This is a genomic window from Microbispora oryzae (genome assembly GCF_017896165.1).
Lineage (GTDB): Bacteria > Actinomycetota > Actinomycetes > Streptosporangiales > Streptosporangiaceae > Microbispora > Microbispora oryzae.
The window spans coordinates 218996-235396 of the sequence record NZ_JAFCNB010000006.1 but is presented as its reverse complement, the minus strand read 5'-3'; the positions used below and the strand labels follow the sequence as shown (position 1 = coordinate 235396).

At 71.4% G+C, this 16401-nt stretch carries 15 protein-coding genes; 9 read left to right on the top strand and 6 right to left on the bottom strand.

Going from position 1 to position 16401, the window contains the following annotated elements; translation table 11 throughout:
• The first annotated feature begins 207 nt into the window (after positions 1-207).
• Positions 208-1563, top strand: a complete 1356-nt coding sequence (locus JOL79_RS13900) for a hypothetical protein (protein ID WP_210156188.1) — start codon at positions 208-210, stop codon at positions 1561-1563.
• Between the two features lie 5 nt (positions 1564-1568).
• On the top strand, positions 1569-2435 hold the full coding sequence (locus JOL79_RS13895; RefSeq protein ID WP_210156187.1) for a class F sortase: 867 nt from the start codon (positions 1569-1571) through the stop codon (positions 2433-2435).
• 33 nt (positions 2436-2468) lie between these two features.
• On the opposite strand, the gene JOL79_RS13890 is transcribed toward JOL79_RS13895, so the two are convergent.
• The gene (locus JOL79_RS13890; RefSeq protein WP_210156186.1) at positions 2469-3236 is read right to left on the bottom strand and encodes a hypothetical protein; all 768 of its coding nucleotides are present in this window, start codon (positions 3234-3236) and stop codon (positions 2469-2471) included.
• Between the two features lie 139 nt (positions 3237-3375).
• Between JOL79_RS13890 and JOL79_RS13885 the strand changes: the two genes are divergently transcribed.
• From JOL79_RS13885 to JOL79_RS13865, 5 genes are all read left to right on the top strand, one after another.
• Positions 3376-4866, top strand: a complete 1491-nt coding sequence (locus JOL79_RS13885; RefSeq protein WP_210156185.1) for a hypothetical protein — start codon at positions 3376-3378, stop codon at positions 4864-4866.
• 173 nt (positions 4867-5039) lie between these two features.
• Complete coding sequence (locus JOL79_RS13880) at positions 5040-5930, top strand: hypothetical protein (RefSeq protein ID WP_210156184.1); 891 nt, start codon at positions 5040-5042, stop codon at positions 5928-5930.
• A gap of 17 nt (positions 5931-5947) precedes the next feature.
• Positions 5948-6841 (top strand): class F sortase, encoded by an 894-nt coding sequence (locus tag JOL79_RS13875; protein ID WP_210156183.1) that lies wholly within the window; start codon positions 5948-5950, stop codon positions 6839-6841.
• A gap of 79 nt (positions 6842-6920) precedes the next feature.
• Positions 6921-7988, top strand: coding sequence for a hypothetical protein (locus tag JOL79_RS13870; protein ID WP_210156182.1), 1068 nt, complete (start codon positions 6921-6923; stop codon positions 7986-7988).
• 197 nt (positions 7989-8185) lie between these two features.
• The gene (locus JOL79_RS13865) at positions 8186-9331 is read left to right on the top strand and encodes an acetyl-CoA C-acetyltransferase (RefSeq protein WP_210156181.1); all 1146 of its coding nucleotides are present in this window, start codon (positions 8186-8188) and stop codon (positions 9329-9331) included.
• An 81-nt stretch (positions 9332-9412) separates the two neighbouring features.
• Here the strand turns inward: JOL79_RS13865 and JOL79_RS13860 are convergent, their stop codons facing one another.
• The 5 genes from JOL79_RS13860 to JOL79_RS13840 all read right to left on the bottom strand — a co-directional run bounded on the left by JOL79_RS13860 (position 9413) and on the right by JOL79_RS13840 (position 14888).
• Positions 9413-11287 (bottom strand): acyl-CoA dehydrogenase family protein, encoded by a 1875-nt coding sequence (locus tag JOL79_RS13860; protein ID WP_210156180.1) that lies wholly within the window; start codon positions 11285-11287, stop codon positions 9413-9415.
• 61 nt (positions 11288-11348) lie between these two features.
• Positions 11349-12719 carry a sensor histidine kinase gene (locus tag JOL79_RS13855; RefSeq protein WP_210156179.1) on the bottom strand — a complete coding sequence of 457 codons (1371 nt, stop codon included), beginning with the start codon at positions 12717-12719 and terminating at the stop codon, positions 11349-11351.
• The gene (locus tag JOL79_RS13850; RefSeq protein WP_210156178.1) at positions 12719-13417 is read right to left on the bottom strand and encodes a response regulator transcription factor; all 699 of its coding nucleotides are present in this window, start codon (positions 13415-13417) and stop codon (positions 12719-12721) included. The genes JOL79_RS13855 and JOL79_RS13850 overlap by 1 nt, the downstream gene beginning before the upstream one ends.
• 66 nt (positions 13418-13483) lie before the next feature.
• Entirely contained in the window at positions 13484-14068 is a 585-nt protein-coding gene (locus JOL79_RS13845) for a DUF5666 domain-containing protein (protein WP_210156177.1), read from the bottom strand.
• Positions 14069-14156: 88 nt separating this feature from the next.
• Entirely contained in the window at positions 14157-14888 is a 732-nt protein-coding gene (locus JOL79_RS13840) for a class I SAM-dependent methyltransferase (protein ID WP_210156176.1), read from the bottom strand.
• Between the two features lie 139 nt (positions 14889-15027).
• Between JOL79_RS13840 and JOL79_RS13835 the strand changes: the two genes are divergently transcribed.
• Together JOL79_RS13835 and JOL79_RS13830 are read left to right on the top strand one after the other, a co-directional pair.
• Positions 15028-15579 (top strand): RNA polymerase sigma factor, encoded by a 552-nt coding sequence (locus tag JOL79_RS13835; protein WP_210156175.1) that lies wholly within the window; start codon positions 15028-15030, stop codon positions 15577-15579.
• On the top strand, positions 15563-16390 hold the full coding sequence (locus tag JOL79_RS13830) for a hypothetical protein (protein ID WP_210156174.1): 828 nt from the start codon (positions 15563-15565) through the stop codon (positions 16388-16390). Before JOL79_RS13835 ends, JOL79_RS13830 begins: the two co-directional genes overlap by 17 nt.
• The last annotated feature ends 11 nt before the right edge of the window (positions 16391-16401 follow it).

Genomic DNA, 16401 nt, shown 5'->3' with positions numbered 1-16401 from the left:
GGATGTCGGTCTGCGCGACCAGAATACGATTCTGGTTCCCGTGGGTCGATCCTCGCTCGTGGCGACATATCGGGCGGCAAATAACAACGGGTTACAACTCTGCCACCATCGTCCCATCCGTCCCATCTGGCGCGGATGAACACCCTAGGATCTAGCCTCGGTTTGCTGTTTCTGCCCGTAGGGCCGTCTTCCCGATCGGAGCGCGTAGTGGTTCGGTGGAGTGCGGGGCGGCGTGCGGCCGCCGCCGCCGTCGTCAGTGTGGTGGGAGGCGTCCTTCTCACGCTCCCGTTGACGTCGGCCAAGGCGGAAATGGTCGAGGTGGACCTGAGGTACCGGTGCAATACGCAGTCGGACGGTGTGGCGCCCAATCAGGTCAACCTCAAGGTGACCCTCGGCATGCAGGCGCACCCGGCCGTGGGGCAGCCGCTCGACGTGCGATGGGGGCTGGCCTACGGTGACGCGACCCGCTTCGTCGCTCCGGGCATGGCACCGGCGGGCTCCATCCTGTCGGCGACCGGCGTCGTGGGCGTCAGCGGCGACCTGTGGGACGGCGAGCTCAACTCGATCGGGTCGAAGGATCAGGGCGCACTGACCGAGGGCGCTCCGCTTGAGCTGCCCGGCCTGGTCTCCGGCGTGGTGACGACCACCGCCGCCGGCGTGATCCAGATCGTGCCGAAGAACCTCACGATCGACTTCACGCCCAAGGCCGGCGAGATCAACGACAACGAGCTCCCGGCGAGTGCCTACGTGGGTGCCGGCTGGGGCTACTACCACGATCGCAAGGCGGAGTTCCACGACCTGCAGAACGACGTGCACGCCACCCAGGTCAAGGGCGATTCCGTGTCCTTCGCGTTCACCGGCACCGGGGTCGACTTCATCTCCGAGCGGGATCCCCGCGCCGGTGAGCTGGAGTTCAAGATCGGCGACGCGGACGTCAAACCCGCCACCGCCGACGCGTCCAAGAACGCGGACAACACCCCTGTGACGGTGGAGAACCAGGGCAACCAGACGTTGTGGAGCGTGCGCGGCCTGCCGTACAAGAAGCACACACTGACCGTGAAGAACAACGCCGACGCGTGGGCCATGGTCGACGGCTTCAAGGTCGTCACGGAGGCGACGGCGCAGCCGCCGTTCCGGGTGGTCTGCAAGCCGGTGACGAAGCCGGCCGCCATCAGGGTGACGATCGGCAGCGGTCCCTCCTCCACTGTGTCGGCGAGTTCCTCCACCTCGGTGAGCGCTTCCACGTCGGCGAGCGCCTCCGCGTCGAGCAGCGCGAGCGTCTCGCCCACGCCCACGCACACCACGACCGTCACGGTGACCGCCAGCCCGTCGCCGACCGTGACCACGACCGTCACGCTGACGGCGACGCCGACCGTGCCGCAGGTGTCGGTCACGCCGAAGGGCGGCGCGCAGACCGGTGAGGCGCCGGAGCGCGACCTCACGTCGGCGGTGCTGCTCGTCGGATCGGGCGCCGCCATGCTGGCGGTCGGCGTGTTCAGCGGTCTCGCGCTGCTCAGGCGAAGGGCGGCGCACGCGCGCTCGACGACCGTCCGAGGGGGTTGACGACGATGAGTTCCACTCCGCCCGAAGCCGACAAGCCGGAGCCACCGGAGCGAAAGGGGCTGTCGCAGCCCGTCCTCGCGACGCTGCTCGTCGCGGGGTCGCTCGGCGGGATGGCGGTGGTCGCGGCCGGGATGCTGGCCATCCTGTCGCCGGGGGCGCCCGAGACCCCCGGCGTGCAGCCGGGGGTCCAGACCGTGCAGGACGCCGGAAACGCCATGGCGTATCTGCCGCCGACCGTCGGCCCCGGAGGCCCCGGCGTGCCGCTGACCGCGGCGGATCCCTCCGCGCCGCCGCCGGACCCCGCGCTCCAGCCCTTCCCGCCGCTGGCGTTGACGTCGGCCACCACGGCCTCGTCCTCGTCGTCGCCCCTGTCCGGTGGGTCCTCGACGTCTTCGGCCAAGAAGAAGGCGGGAACCCCGGTGAAGATCAGCATCCCGTCCATCGGGGTGCGGGCGGCGAAGGTCGGCCCCGTCGGCGTAGAGAAGTCCGGGGAGATCCAGCCGCCGCCGCTGAGCAAGCCGAGCCTCACCGGCTGGTATCGACTCGGGCCCGCTCCCGGCGACCAGGGCCCCGCGATCATCCTCGGCCACGTGAACACCAAGCAGGGCCCCGCCGTGTTCAGCCGGCTGCGCGAGCTGAAGCGCGGAAACAAGATCGCGATCCTGCGGGCGGATGGCAAGATCGTCACCTTCACCGTCGACGGCATCGAGCAGGTGGGCAAGACGACGTTCCCCACCAAGCGGGTCTACGGCAACACGGCCACGTCATCGCTCCGGCTGATCACCTGCGGCGGCGTCTTCAACGCCAAGCGGCACAGCTACACCGACAACATCATCGTGTACGCCACCCTGACTGCGGCCAAGGGCAAGTGACCTCCCGTACCGGGTGATCCCGGCGGTGTCGCGTCACCCCGAGCGCCCGGTCCGGGCCGACGCGCGCTGCACGAGCAGCGTCCCGGCCACGGAGATCACGGCGACCGCCACCAGCAGGTACGGCTGGAACCACGGCGAGGCCGGCGCCGTGCCCTGCCGTGCGGCGGCGTGTGTGACGGCGGCCTGTGTGGCATCCGCTTGTGTGGCAGCGGCGTGTGTGACGGCGGCTGCGGGGACCCCGGGGGTCGAGGGGGCCGACGCACCCGGTGCCGCGCCCGCCGTCACGGTGGCTCCGGTGCCCGGCAGAGCGGGCCCGGGGCGGCCCTTCCAGGGGAAACCGGGCGGTTTGATCGCGCCCCAGTAGTCGGTCACCTCCATCCCGGCCGTGCCGGGAAACTGCGGGGGAGCGGGCGTCAGCCCGCCGGGCACCGTCAGGGTGCCGATCTCGTACGGCGCGAACATGCCCTGTACACCTTCCAGCCGCCAGGTGCCCGCCGGGATTTTGACGGATACGGCGTAGTGGGCGGGCTCGGGCAGCCGTGTTCCGGTGAAGTTCAGCGTTCTGCCGCCCTTGCCCGTCAGGCGCAATCCGGTCGTGCCCAATTCCGTGCCCGGTCCGTCGAAGGGGTGCGTCCCGTGCTGGAGCACCCAGTAGCCGATCGTGTAGCCGACGTCGGGCGTGATCGTGCCGGCGAGCGGGTCGAGCTCGGTGACCGCCCAGAACCCCGCCTGGGCCGACGCGGGCGGGGCCGTGATCAGGATCGTCGCCGTCGCGGCGAGCATCGCGAAGATTCGTCTCATGCGTCTGGTACACCCCGGCGGCCATGAAGGTTCCCTGAGTGTTTCCTGACATAAGTGCCCTTCTAGGGATGTTGTCCATAAAACCCTGCGACACTGAGTTCCGGCCTGACCGCGACCGAAATGGCTGGGAGACAGAGCTGTGCCCAACCTGCGTGCCCCGCACAGGAGCGCACGACACCGGATCGCCATGCGAGCGGCGGCGGGAGGTGGCGCACTCGCCCTGGCCCTGACGGCCTGGCCCGTTTTCGCGCTGGACGGCACGAACACCGTGGTCTACTCGTGCCGGGCCCTGCAGGGGTCGACGGAGGCGGCCTACCCGGTCGCCATCTCCCTGGAGGCACCCGCCAGTCCCACTGTCGGACCGATCGAGGTGACGTGGCGGCTCGCGCCCGTATCCCCGAGCGCGGGCCAGTCGGCGTTGGGCGTCCCCACGAACCTCGCTGCCGGCGCCGTCGTGGTCGCGGAGGGCACCGCCGAGGCCACCGGGGAACCGGTCGTGGACGGCGGCGACTCCCCGGACCCCACGCCGACGCCGAGCGAGAGTCCCAGCGCCACTCCCAGCGAAAGCCCCAGCGCGACGCCGAGCGAGAGTCCCAACGCGACTCCTAGTGAGAGCCCCAGCGCGACCCCCACACCGAGCGAGAGCCCCAGCGCGGCCGCCACGCCGAGCGAGAGCCCGAGCGCCGAGCCGACCCCGACCCCGAGTGTGAGTCCCTCGCCGGGGGACGGGGACCCCACCGCGCCGACCGGCGACACCGGCACGGGGGAGGCCCCGGCCGAGATCTCCGGCGCGATCCAGACGGACGGGGGCACCCTGGCCTGGGCGCTCGCGGCGCTGCGCGAGGGCGCGTCGACGGACGCACTCGAACCGTTCGCCGACGGGACCCCCACCGAAGAGACCTACACCGACGGGACTCCCACCGACGAGAGTCTCACTGAGCAGACTCCCAGCGGTGACACTCTCACCGACGGCACTGACAGCACCGACGGCACCGACAGCCCATCGCCTTCGGCCAGTGATTCCGCGGCCCAGGAGGCCGTCCCGGCGCTGACGCTGACGCCGGTCGCCTCGACCACGCTGCCCAGCGCCGTGGAGTCGGGCGCGACCACATGGCCGATTCCGGTCCTGACCGTGTCGCTCACTCCTACGGCGACGGGGACGGTCGGCGTCTTCGCCGGCGACTTCACCCTCAAGCTGGGGGATGGGCAGACCCTCTACTCCTGCGGTCTTCCTGAGTTGGCCGACCCCGCGTCGGCTCAACTGACGATCGTGCCCCCCGGCGACGACGGCGGCGGCGAGCCCTCGTCCCCCGGTGAGTCGGGTACGCAGACCCCGACGGCGACGGTGACCGCCACGGTCACGGCGACGGCGTCCGCCACGGCGTCTCCTACGGCGTCCGCCACGGCGTCTCCTACGGCGTCCCCGAGGCCCACCCACACGGTGACCGTCACCGCCACGGCCCAGATCTCCCGGACGCCCCTCGGTGCCGCCCAGACCGGCGGCGGGGGCGAGATGGGCCCCGACGGCCGCGTTCTGGTGCTGGCCGGTCTGGGCCTGGTCGGGCTGGCTGCTGCGGGCGGGCTGTGGATGCGGGGGACGAGCGCGCGTTCCGGAGGCGTACGTGGCTGATCACATGACCCGCCCCGGCGGTCCGGAACGGGAACGACGGCTGACCGAATTTTGCCGGGAGGTGACCGGTTCGCGCCCTCGGATCGCTATTTCACGGGTTTTGTCCATCAAAGCTCTACCCGAGTGTGACCATATCCTGGGATCCTGGTACGCCAGTCGTGTGGAGAAATGGGATGGGTGAGACGTCAGTGCTGAAGTCCAGGGCACGCGGCCGGATCGCCAGGAGGGCCGCCGCGGCCGGAGTGGTCAGCGCGGGCGTCCTCCTCGGCGGCCTGAACGCGATCAACGCGAACGCGGACTCCAAGTCGGTGGCCTACACCTGCACCCCCGGGACCGGGTCGGGCAGCTACAGCGGAAACTTCACGGTCAACCTGACGGCCGCCACCACGGCGACCGTGGGCACCGCGTTCACCGCGACGGTGGCCATCAGCCCGGTCGCGCAATTCACCTTGCCCGCTGCCATCCCGAGCAACGCGTGGCTGGAGGTGCAGCCCTCGGTGGTCGCGTCGGTGCTTCCGGCGACGGCGACCGCCGCTTTCGCCCAGCCCTCGGCGTCGGCGTCCGTTCCGTCCGCGACGGCCGGCGCGACGGTCCCGGCCATCCCGACCGCGACGATCACCGTCACGCCTTCGGCGGGGGCGACCTCAATCGTGCTGACCGCCAAGGACTTCAAGCTGAGCCTGCTCACCGGCACCGCCGGAAGCCAGACTCCGCAGGTCCTGTACACCTGCACGATGGCCACGACGGCAACCCCCGCGGCGGCGACGATCGCGGTGAGCACGGCGTCGGCGTCCCCGTCGGCGTCGCCGTCCGCGTCTCCCTCCGCCTCGCCGAGCGCGTCGCCCACCCCGCGGACCACGCGGACGGTGTACGAGACGGTGACCGCCAAGGCCAGCAAGTCGACCCAGGTCACCAGGACCCCGGGTGGCGGCGCGGCCACCGGCGGCGGAGGCGAGATCGGGCCCGACGGCCGGCTCTTCGTTCTCACCGGCACCGCGTTGCTGCTCGCCGCCGCCGGCGGTGGTCTCGCGCTGCGGGCCCGGCGCAGGACCGCCGGGCGCTGAGGCGTTAGGACGAGTCAATGACGACGCCGCCCCCCGGACAGTACCCTCCTGGCCAGCCGTACGGATCGCCGTACGACCCGATGGCCCAGGGGTTCGCGCAGCCGGTGTACGGCCAGCCCGTTTACCAGCCGATTCTGCTGCCGCAGGCGCAGCAGCCGGCCGCGCCCGAGCGGCCGCGGGTGAGCGGCAGCCAGGCGATGCGCGGGGTGCTGATCCTGGCCGCGGTCGCCGGGCTGGTCACCGTGCTGGTCGGCGTCGTCCTCATGGTCGGCTCGCCCGACGAGTACGCCCCCGAGGGCCGGACGCAGCTGAAGGTGGCCCAGGCCGGAGATCTGGTTCCGAAGGTGGGGCCGGGTGGCACCGGTCAGCCCCTGACCCAGGCGGTGCCGACGGCGCCGCCGCCCTCTCCGGCGGCCCCTCCGGCTCCGGCCATGCAACCCGCCACGCCCAAGCGGCTCATCATCCCCAAGCTCAACATCAACGCGCCGATCATGTCGGTCGGCCTCGACAAGGCCGGCGCGATCGAGACCCCGCCGATCGGCAACCCCAACCTCGTCGGCTGGTATCGCGGCGGCCCCACACCGGGACAAGCCGGCCCGGCCGTCGTGCTCGGCCACAAGGACACCACCACGCGCAGCGCCGTCTTCAGCCGCCTCCACGAGCTCCAGTCCGGCGATCAGATCGAGGTCGTCCGGATGGACGGCCGGGTGGCGGTGTTCACCGTGGGCGGCGTCGAACAGGCAAACAAGCAGACCTTCCCCACCAACCGTGTCTACGGTCCGGCGGACAACGCCGAATTGCGGCTCATCACGTGCGGTGGCACCTATAACCGAAGCACCGGACATTACGTCGACAACGTCATCGTCTATGCCACGATGACCAGCACCCACCTGGCGAAGGCCAAATCCTGACCGGGAGAGCCTTCCCGAAGGGCTCGTGCGTCGCGGTCCGTGAGGCTATCGTCGCTTCGACCGATCATGAGGAGGACCTGTGGGCTGGTTCTCGAAACTCCTGCTGCCGGGACGGCTGCGCACGGGGCCGACGGTGCTCCTGCCCGCCCGCCCGGACGCGAAGACTCTGCTGGCCATCGCCCAGCTCGCCGACCCCGATGCCCGGCTTGACGGCGAGGACATCCTCGTCGGCGGCTCGCGGATCCTGCCGCCGGTCGAGCTGACCGGCGAGGTGCTGGCGAAGCTCGGCGTCGAGGGTGAGGAGTGCCTGTGGGCCTGCCGGGTGGCCGCCGACGGCCCCCTGCCCGTCGACTTCTTCGACAAGACCCTCGCCGAGGGCATCGCGCACCGCCTGGGCGGCTGGTCCCTGTGCCAGGGTGAGCCGACCGACCCCGCGGAGGACCGGCACCGGAACCCTGTCGTCTACCTGCCCGCGGCACCGACGCCGGAGGAGGCGCTCCCGATTCTCGCGGACGTCCTGCGGCACGCCGAGGAGGTCGACGTGGAACGCTGGCCGGACGGTGAGCTGGTCGGCGGTGTCGTCCACGTGCCGGTGCGGCAGGGCAGGGTCCTGGACGTCTACGCCGGGGCCGACCTGGTCGTCACGATCGAGGAGGGGCACCGCATCCCGCCCGCGGCCCGGGTCCGCTGGCCGTATCTCACCGAGATCGCGGTCGTCACGGTCTCCGATGTCACGGTCTCCGATGTCGCCGCCGCACCGGCGGCGGGAGAAGGCGCCCCCGAGGAGGACGCCGCTGAGGACACCTCCGAGCGGGTCGCGGAGGGGGACGCGCAGGAGGACGCGGAGCAGGCGGCGGACGCTGCCGCCGAAACGGCGGCTCCCGCCCTGGACGAGCCGTTGCCTCCCGACACGCCCGGCGAGGTCGTGGAGGCCGTGACGGACGACTCCGCCGAGGACTCCGTAGACGACTCCATCAAGGACTCCGCCGACGACTCCGCCGACGACTCCCCGGACGGGGAGAAGCCGATGCTCGCCCGCGCGACGGTCGCGCTCGTGCTCGCCGACCGGCTTCAGGGGATCGCGGCCGATCCGGGCGCGTTCCAGCTCGCCGAGCCCGCCGACATCCTTCCGGGCCGGTACGTCTGACCTGGGATTTTCGCGCCGCACGTACCGGATCCGGCCTCGATTCGCCCGAGGCGAATCCGGTACGTGCGCCGTGTCATGCCGCCTTTCGTGCCGGCCCGTCATGCCAGCCGTCGTGCCGTTATCGGCCGGTGTACCGGGCCCGTACGGTGAGGTAACCTCTCAGTAACCGAACAATGCTCGGTTTTGGGGAGGGTACTGTGACAGAGGCGTACATCGTCGGGGCGGTCCGCACTCCGGTCGGCAAGAAGAAGGGCGGGTTGTCCACCGTCCATCCGACGGATCTGGCCGCGCACACCCTTTCCGCACTCATGGAGCGCACCGGCGTCGACCCCTCCGCCGTGGACGACGTGATCATGGGCTGCGTCATGCAGTTCGGCCCGCAGTCCATGGACATCGCGCGCAACGCCTGGCTCAGCGCCGGGCTGCCGGAGAGCGTCCCCGGGGTCACGATCGACCGGCAGTGCGGATCGTCCCAGCAGGCCGTCCACTTCGCGGCCCAGGCCGTGCTCTCGGGCACCCAGGACCTCGTCGTCGCCGCGGGAGTCGAGTCGATGTCCATCGTGCCGCTGGGCTCCAGCGTCACGGTGGCCCTGGAGAAGGGCATGCCGTTCCCCTTCGGCGACAAATGGGTCGAGCGGTACGGCACGCAGGAGATCTCCCAGTTCCGCGGGGCGGAGCTGATGTGCGAGAAGTGGGGCCTCACCAGGGAAGACCTGGAGCGTTACGCCTACGAGAGCCACCAGCGGGCCGCCAAGGCCGTCGCCAACGGCTACTTCAGGGAGCAGATCGCGCCGGTCAACGGCGTCACGGACGACGAGGGCCCCCGGGCGGACACCACGCTGGAGAAGATGGCGGCGCTGAAGACCGTCAGGGAGGGCGGCCGGATCACGGCGGCCACCTCGTCACAGATCTCGGACGGCTCGGGCGCCGTGCTGATCGCGTCCGAGCAGGCGGTGCGCGACCACGGGCTGACCCCTCGGGCCCGGATCGTCACGCTGTCGGTGGTGGGGGACGACCCCGTCTACATGCTGACGGCGCCGATCCCGGCGACCCAGAAGGCGCTGCGCCGGGCCGGGCTCACCATCGGCGACATGGACGTCATCGAGATCAACGAGGCGTTCGCCCCGGTCCCGCTGGCGTGGCTGAAGGAGACCGGCGCCGACCCCGAAAGGACCAACCCGAACGGCGGCGCGATCGCGCTCGGCCACCCGCTCGGCGGCACCGGCGCGATCCTGATGACGAAGCTCCTGCACGAGCTGGAGCGGACGGGCGGCCGGTACGGCCTGCAGACGATGTGCGAGGGCGGCGGCCAGGCCAACGTCACCATTGTCGAGCGGCTCTAAGACATCTGAGACATACGCGGCTCCGTGACAACACCGCATCGGCCGGGCCACGAACGGCCCGGCCGACGCGTGCGAGGTGTTTCAGCGGATGTGCCGGTGGACGTCCTCGAACTCCGACGGCCCCGGCCGGCTCGGGGAGATCCACGGCCCGTCGAGCGACGGATCGAGCACGCCCTCCTCGACGAACATGTAGCGTCCGTCGAGCACCAGGCGGGCGAGCCGGACGTCCCTGCCGTCGTTGTTGTCCCACAGCCGGTCGAACAGGGCGTCCGCGCGTAGCCGCGCCTGATGGCAGAAGGTGTCGGCCAGCTCGTACGGCCGCCGCCCGAGCTCGGCCGAGTCCTCCTCGGCCCGTACGCAGACCGCGGTGATGGCGAACAGCTCCGCGCCGATGTCCACGATCCGGGACAGGAAGCCCTGTTTGTGCTCCAGCCGTCCCTGCCAGCGGGACATGCCGTAGAACGTCGCCCTCGCGAGCTTGCGGCTGGTCCGCTCGACGTAGCGCAGGTGCTGGGCGAGCGGGCCGAACTCGGCGTAGGAGGTCGGCAACTGGCCCGCCCCGGCGACCAGGCCGGGCAGCCACTTCGCGTAGAAGCCGGCGGCCCGGGTGGCCGCGCGTCCCTTCGCCCGTACGTCGGCCTTGGGATCGATGAGCTCGCCCGCCACGGACAGGTGGGCGTCGACGGCCTCGCGGGCGATCAGCAGATGCATGATCTCGGTCGAACCCTCGAAGATGCGGTTGATCCGCGTGTCGCGGAGCATCTGCTCGACCGGCACGCCACGCTCGCCGCGCGCGTGCAGCGACTCGGCGGTCTCGTAGCCGCGTCCGCCGCGCAGCTGCACCAGCTCGTCGGCCACCCGCCAGGCCATCTCAGAGCCGTACAGCTTGGCCAGGGCGGCCTCGATGCGGATGTCGTTACGCTCGTCGTCCGCCAGACGGCTGGACAGGTCGACCACCGCCTCCAGGGCGTACGCCGTCGCCGCGATGAACGAGATCTTGTTGGCGACCGCCTCGTGGGCGCCGATGGGCCGGCCCCACTGGACCCGGGCCGCGCCCCACTCGCGGGCGATCTTCGTGGCCCACTTGGCGGCGCCCGCGCACGTCGCGGGCAGGGAGAGCCGGCCGGTGTTGAGGGTCGTCAGGGCGATCTTGAGGCCCTGCCCCTCCCGCCCGACGAGGTTCTCCGCCGGCACGCGCACCTGGTGCAAGCGGGTCACGCCGTTCTCGATGCCGCGCAGGCCCATGAACGCGTTGCGGCGCTCCACCGTGATGCCCGGCGAGTCGGCCTCGACGATGAACGCCGAGATCTTCGCTCCCGTCCGGGCCATGACGACGAGCAGGTCGGCCACGACGCCGTTGGTGGTCCACAGTTTCACGCCGTCGATGACGTAGGAGTCGCCGTCCCTCACGGCCGTCGTGCTCAGCCGGGCGGGGTCGGAACCCACGTCCGGCTCGGTCAGAAGGAACGCGGAGATCTCGCCTCTGGCGCACCGGGGGAGGAAGCGGCGCTTCTGCTCCGGCGTCCCGAACAGCCGTAGCGGCTGCGGGACCCCGATGGACTGGTGGGCGGACAGCAGTGCGCTCAGCGCCGCCGAGTACGACGCGGTGAGCTGAAGCGCCTTGCTGTAGTAGAGGTGGCTCAGGCCGAGCCCGCCATACTCCTCGTCGATCGTCATGCCGAAGGCACCGATCTCCGCCAGCCCCTTGACGACCTTGTCCGGGATGACGGAGTCGCGCTCGATTCGCGCGGGGTCGACCCGCTCCTGCAGGAACCTGCGCAGGGCGCGCAGGAAGTCGTCGCCCTTCTTGATCTCCTCCTCCGTGAGGCGGGGAGCCGGATGGACGAGGTCGAGGCGGAAATCGCCCAGGAAGAGTTGTCTGCCGAAGCTCGGGCGGGTCCATTCCGTCTCCCGGGCCTGCTCGGCGACCTCCCGGGCCTTGGCGTAATCGGTCATCGTCGACCTCCTCAGCCGGTGGATGCCTGCACGCTTACCCGGATACCTACCCGCCAGTAGCTCAATGCATCGCGGGAAGTTCGACGTACACGGTCGTTCCGGCGCCGGGCGAGGAGTCGATCCGGCAGCGGCCGCCGTGTGCCTCGGCGATCGCCTTGACGATCGACAGTCCCAGCCCGGCTCCGCCGGAGGGCTGCTCCTCGCCCCGTTCGAACCGGTCGAAGGCGCGCGCCGCCTCCTCCGGCGTCATCCCCTGGCCCTTGTCGGTCACCTCGATCGCCACGAGGTCCGCCGTACGGGCGACCCGGACGGTCGCCGGTGTGCCCTCCGGGGTGTGCGCCCGGACGTTGCCGAGCAGGTTGACCAGTACCTGGCGGATCCGGGCCTCGTCCGCCACGGCGACCACCGACCCGGTGACGTCGACGGACACCGGATGGCCTGGATCGAGGGCCACGGAGTCGGCCGCGACCTCCCGCGCGATCTCGGCGAGGTCGGTGTCCTCAAGCACGAGGGTCGCGCCGCGGTCGAGCCGGGCCAGCTCCAGCATCTCGCCGACCAGGCGGCCCATCCGGCCGGCCTCCGCCTCGATCCTCGCCATGACCTTGGGCAGATCGTCCGGCGGAATGGCCCCCGCCCGGTAGAGCTCCGCGTACCCGCTGATCGTCGACAGCGGGGTGCGCAACTCGTGGGAGGCGTCCGCGGCGAACCGGCGCACCCGTTCCTCCGACGCCCATCGATCCCGGAAGGCCTCCGCGATCCGGTCCAGCATGACGTTGACGGCCGAGCCCAGCCGGCCGACCTCGGACGGCCCCTCGGGCATCCGCGCGGACAGGTCGCCGCCCTCGGCCACGCTGTGGGCCGTACTGGCCATCTTGCCGAGCGGCGCGAGACCGCTCGCGATCAGCAGCCGGCCGCCCGCCGCCAGGACGAGGATGAGGAAACCACCCGTGACGAGCTCGCTGAGCACGAGGTGGCGGACCGGGTCGTCGACGGCGTTGAGCGGCACCGCGACCACGACGACGCGGAAGCCGCTGCGGGCGAGGGAGGTGGCCGCGATGAGGTCGTAGTGCCCGGTCGGGTCGAGGCGGAAGGTGCCGCCCTGCGACGCGTACGCCAGCAGCCGGTCGCCCCCCAGGGTCTCGACGAGCTGCGGTACGGCCGCCGCGTCCGAGGCGTCGCCGCTGATCAGCCGGGCGCGCCTGGTGGTGAGGTTGTACACCGCGACCGCGTACGTCGAGCCGGTCAGCGCCTGGGAGAGGGGCTCCTCGTCGACGAAGCGTTTGGCGGCGGTGCTGGTCGCGGCCATCACCTGGCCCTCGAGCCGGGCGAGCAGGTGACCCCGCAGGACGATCACGCTGACCATGGAGAGCACGACGAGCAGCGCCGCGCTCACGATCAGCAGCCCGGCGAGGAGCCGCGTCCGCAGCGACATCATGGTCGTTGCGGCGGCCGCAGCGAGTATCCGATCCCGCGCTGGGTGTGGATCAGCGGCGGGCCGAGCGGGTCGAGCTTGCGTCGCAGGTAGGAGATGTACGTCTCGAGGACCTGGGAGGATCCGGCGTAGCCCCAGACCTCCTCCAGGAGCTGCCGCTTCGTCAGCACCAGCCCGACGTGTGTCATCAGGAAGGCGAGCAGGCGGAACTCGGTGGGCGACAGGTCCACCGGCACCCCGCCCCGGCGCACCTCCCACCTGGCCTCGTCGAGCTCCAGGTCGGCGACGCGCAGGACGTACCCCGCGGACCGCTCGGCGGCGGCGGGGACGGTGGTACGGCGCAGGACGGCGCGGATCCGCGCGACCAGCGCCTCGACGGAGAAGGGCTTGGTGACGTAGTCGTCACCGCCCAGCGTGAGGCCGTGGACGGTGTCCGCGACCGTGTCCCGCGCGGTCAGGAAGATCACCGGGGATTCGACGCCCTCGGCCCGGAGCCGGCGGCACACCTCGAACCCGTCCACGTCGGGCAGCATGACGTCGAGGACGATCAGATCCGGGTGATTGTCGTGCGCCTCGTCGAGCGCGGGCTTGCCGGCTCCCACCGCTGTGACGCGGAAGCCGTGGAAACGGAGCGCCACATCGATGATGTCCCGGATGTTCGGATCATCCTCGACGACGAGGATCCTGGTTTCATTCATGGGGGACCTATTTTGCAGGTGCGGGGCTTCCATCGCACCCTGGAAGCCCCACACCTGCAGTTTCCCTCAGTTCCCCTGAGTGGTTCGGGTCCGGGCGGCCACGACCGCCGCGGGCGCCCCCGGCGGCGCCTCCGAGGTGAAGGGTGACTCGGAGGCGCCGGTGGAGGGGGTTCCGGGAACGTCGGCGGAGGGCCCGCCGGAGGAGGGTGGATTGGATGGGGCCGGGACGGGCGCGCCGAGCACTCTGACCGCGTCGCCGACCGCGACGGCGTCCAGGGCCGCCCGCCCGCCGTCATGCCTGATGCGGGTACCGGCGTCGATCGTCCAGGTCCAGGTGACACCGTCCGCGCTCCGTACGGTGAGGGCGGACGCCCCCTTCGCCGTGACGGTCCCGCGCTGCCAGGTCCGCTCGGCGAACGTCCCGTTCTTCCGGCGGAACGTGGCCTCCCCGTGGACGCCCATGCCGAAGCGCCGGTGCCGGCCCGCGGCCGGGTTGCCGGGCGTCGCCGCGCGGCCCGCGGACCGTTCGTGCACCGGCGCCGGAGCCGGGGCCGTCGTGCTGGCCCCTGACTCGGTCGCCACGAGAGCGGCTGACCCCGAGACCAGTGCGGTCAGGGTCACCGCGGCCGCGGCCCTGGCGACCTTCTTCATCGAGGCTCCTCGGGGTGGTGTCTTATACCACCCAAGCGGATCCCGCTTGGCCTACCCCAGGAGAATCATGCGAAAAGCGTGAGAGCCTCTACCTCGGCACGCGGGCGACGCAGAACACGGTCTGCCCGAAGGGCGGCCGGATGAAGCGCTCGATGAGCCGGGTGGCCGGCACGACCGTCCGGTCGTAGATCTTGACCAGCCGGGGATCGGGGTAGCCGACGCCGCCCCGCCGTACGGCGGCCCACCAGGCGATGCCGCCCAGGAAGTTGATCGGCTTGAGCACGTCGACGTCGAGCCCGGCCTTGGTGACCGACGAGCGCAGGGTCGCCGGGGTGTAGCGGGTCACATGCCCGACCTTGCGGTCGAAGTCGCCGTAGAGCTGCATGTAGCCGGGGACCCAGATGACGATCCGGCCGCCGGGGACGGTGACCTTGGCCAGGGACCGCAGCGCCTCGACGTCGTCCTCGATGTGCTCCAGGACGTTCATCATGACGACGGTGTCGACGGGATCGGCCAGCGGGATCTCCGTCGGCAGCCCGAACTGGAGCACCGAGATGTCGTCGCGCTCGCTGAAGCGCTTCTCGAGCTGCTCCACGCAGTAGGGGTCGAAGTCGCTGACCACGAGCCGGTCGAGCCGCGGGAGGAACTGCTCGGCGAAGTGCCCGAGGCCAGACCCGATCTCCAGCAGCGACCGCCCCACGTGGGGCGCGACCATGTCGAACTCGTACTGCCGGTAGTTCTTGGCCTCGTCGCCACCGAGGTGGTTCTCCAGGGCCTCGTCTCCGGCCGCCGGTTGAACGACTCGGTCATATCCAGACATGGGATCCTCGTTTACGCGAGCTGACGATCGTTGGAAAAGTCTAGTGCCCGCCCATCGGGCCGGTGCCGGGTTCCGCTGGACGGCGTGTGTCGTCGCCTCATACGCTTCCCCTCTCATTCCTCCCCATTCGCACCCCCCAATGGACGACGACGAGGCCATAGCGCGTTCCCTGGCGGGCGACCTCGACGCCTATGAGGCCCTGGTCGCCCGGTACAGCGCGGTCGCCCATCGGACGGCCCGCCTGCTCGGAGCCGGCGACGAGGCCGAGGACGTCGTGCAGGAGGCGTTCGTCAAGGCGTTCCGCCACCTGGCCGCATTCCGCCGGGAGTCGGCCTTCAAACCCTGGCTGCTGCGCATCGTGGCCAACGAGACGCACAATCTCACCCGTGCGCGGGGCCGCCGGGCCGATCTCGGCGCCCGGCTCGGCCTGGAGCGGGAGCCGTACGGACCGGAGGGGCAGGAGGAACCGGAGGAGATCGCCGTGGCGGCGGACGGACGGGCCCGGCTGCTCGACGCGGTGCGCCGCCTGCCCGACCGGGAACGCGAGGCGGTGGTCTGCCGGTATTTCCTGCAGTTGTCCGAGGCGGAGACGGCCGAGGTCCTCGGCGTACGGCTGGGCACGGTGAAGTCTCGGACGTTCCGCGGGCTGCGGCGCCTGCGAGAGGAGGTGAGCGATGAGCTCCTCGCCTGACGGGCATGACGGGCATGACAGGCATGGCCGATCCGACCGGCGGGATGACCGGTTCGAGGACCTGGCGGGCGAGCTCGTCGCGCTGGGGGAGTCGCTGAACGAGTCGCTCCGCGATCAGGCGCCGCCGCCCTCGGCCGTGGCCCGGGCCGTCCGGGCCCGCATCGAGCGCGAGCGGGCGGAGGCCGACGGCCGCGCCCCGGCGTCCGGGCGCCGTCGCCCGCCGTTCTGGCGGCGCCGGCTCACGATCTCGCGCCGGCGGCTCGCCGTGGCGCTGGCGGTGGTGCTCGCGGTGCTGCTCGGCGCCACTCCGCAGGGGCGGGCCGCCGTCACGTCGGTGCTCAGGTTCGCCGGAGTGGAGATCCACGTCGGCGGGCCAGGTCCACTGCCCACCGGCCTGCCGAGCCCCCTGCCGGGCGAACGGCGGGTCACGCTCGGCGAGGCTCGTGAGGCCGCCCGCTTCCCGGTAGCCGTTCCCTCGGCTCTGGGGGAGCCGAGAGACGTCAGGATCGCCGACGGCGCCCGGGTGGTGACCCTGCTGTGGCCCGGGATCCGCCTGGACGAATATGACGGCACGCTCACCGTGGTCTTCCACAAGGAGCTGGGCCCGCCGTGGCCGGACGAGGTGCCGGAGGTGGGTGGCTGGTGGATCCGGCAGCCCCACGCGCTCTCGTACGTGCCCGCGAGCGGCGGCGAGGCCCGGGACGAGCGGGTGGCGGGGCCCACACTGATCTGGCAGCGGGGCATGGTCGGGCTGCGGCTGGAGGGGCCGGACCTCCCGGAGGCGCTGCGCATCGCGCGCTCGGCCCACTGAAAAGCTCGTTC

Excerpts from the sequence above, each read along its gene's own strand:
- JOL79_RS13875 (WP_210156183.1), top strand. The coding sequence starts at position 5,948 with ATGACGACGCCGCCCCCCGGACAGTACCCTCCTGGCCAGCCGTACGGA.
- JOL79_RS13855 (WP_210156179.1), bottom strand. The coding sequence starts at position 12,719 with ATGTCGCTGCGGACGCGGCTCCTCGCCGGGCTGCTGATCGTGAGCGCG.
- JOL79_RS13835 (WP_210156175.1), top strand. The coding sequence starts at position 15,028 with ATGGACGACGACGAGGCCATAGCGCGTTCCCTGGCGGGCGACCTCGAC.
- JOL79_RS13895 (WP_210156187.1), top strand. The coding sequence starts at position 1,569 with ATGAGTTCCACTCCGCCCGAAGCCGACAAGCCGGAGCCACCGGAGCGA.
- JOL79_RS13840 (WP_210156176.1), bottom strand. The coding sequence starts at position 14,888 with ATGTCTGGATATGACCGAGTCGTTCAACCGGCGGCCGGAGACGAGGCC.
- JOL79_RS13880 (WP_210156184.1), top strand. The coding sequence starts at position 5,040 with ATGGGTGAGACGTCAGTGCTGAAGTCCAGGGCACGCGGCCGGATCGCC.
- JOL79_RS13860 (WP_210156180.1), bottom strand. The coding sequence starts at position 11,287 with ATGACCGATTACGCCAAGGCCCGGGAGGTCGCCGAGCAGGCCCGGGAG.
- JOL79_RS13850 (WP_210156178.1), bottom strand. The coding sequence starts at position 13,417 with ATGAATGAAACCAGGATCCTCGTCGTCGAGGATGATCCGAACATCCGG.
- JOL79_RS13830 (WP_210156174.1), top strand. The coding sequence starts at position 15,563 with ATGAGCTCCTCGCCTGACGGGCATGACGGGCATGACAGGCATGGCCGA.
- JOL79_RS13890 (WP_210156186.1), bottom strand. The coding sequence starts at position 3,236 with ATGAGACGAATCTTCGCGATGCTCGCCGCGACGGCGACGATCCTGATC.
- JOL79_RS13845 (WP_210156177.1), bottom strand. The coding sequence starts at position 14,068 with ATGAAGAAGGTCGCCAGGGCCGCGGCCGCGGTGACCCTGACCGCACTG.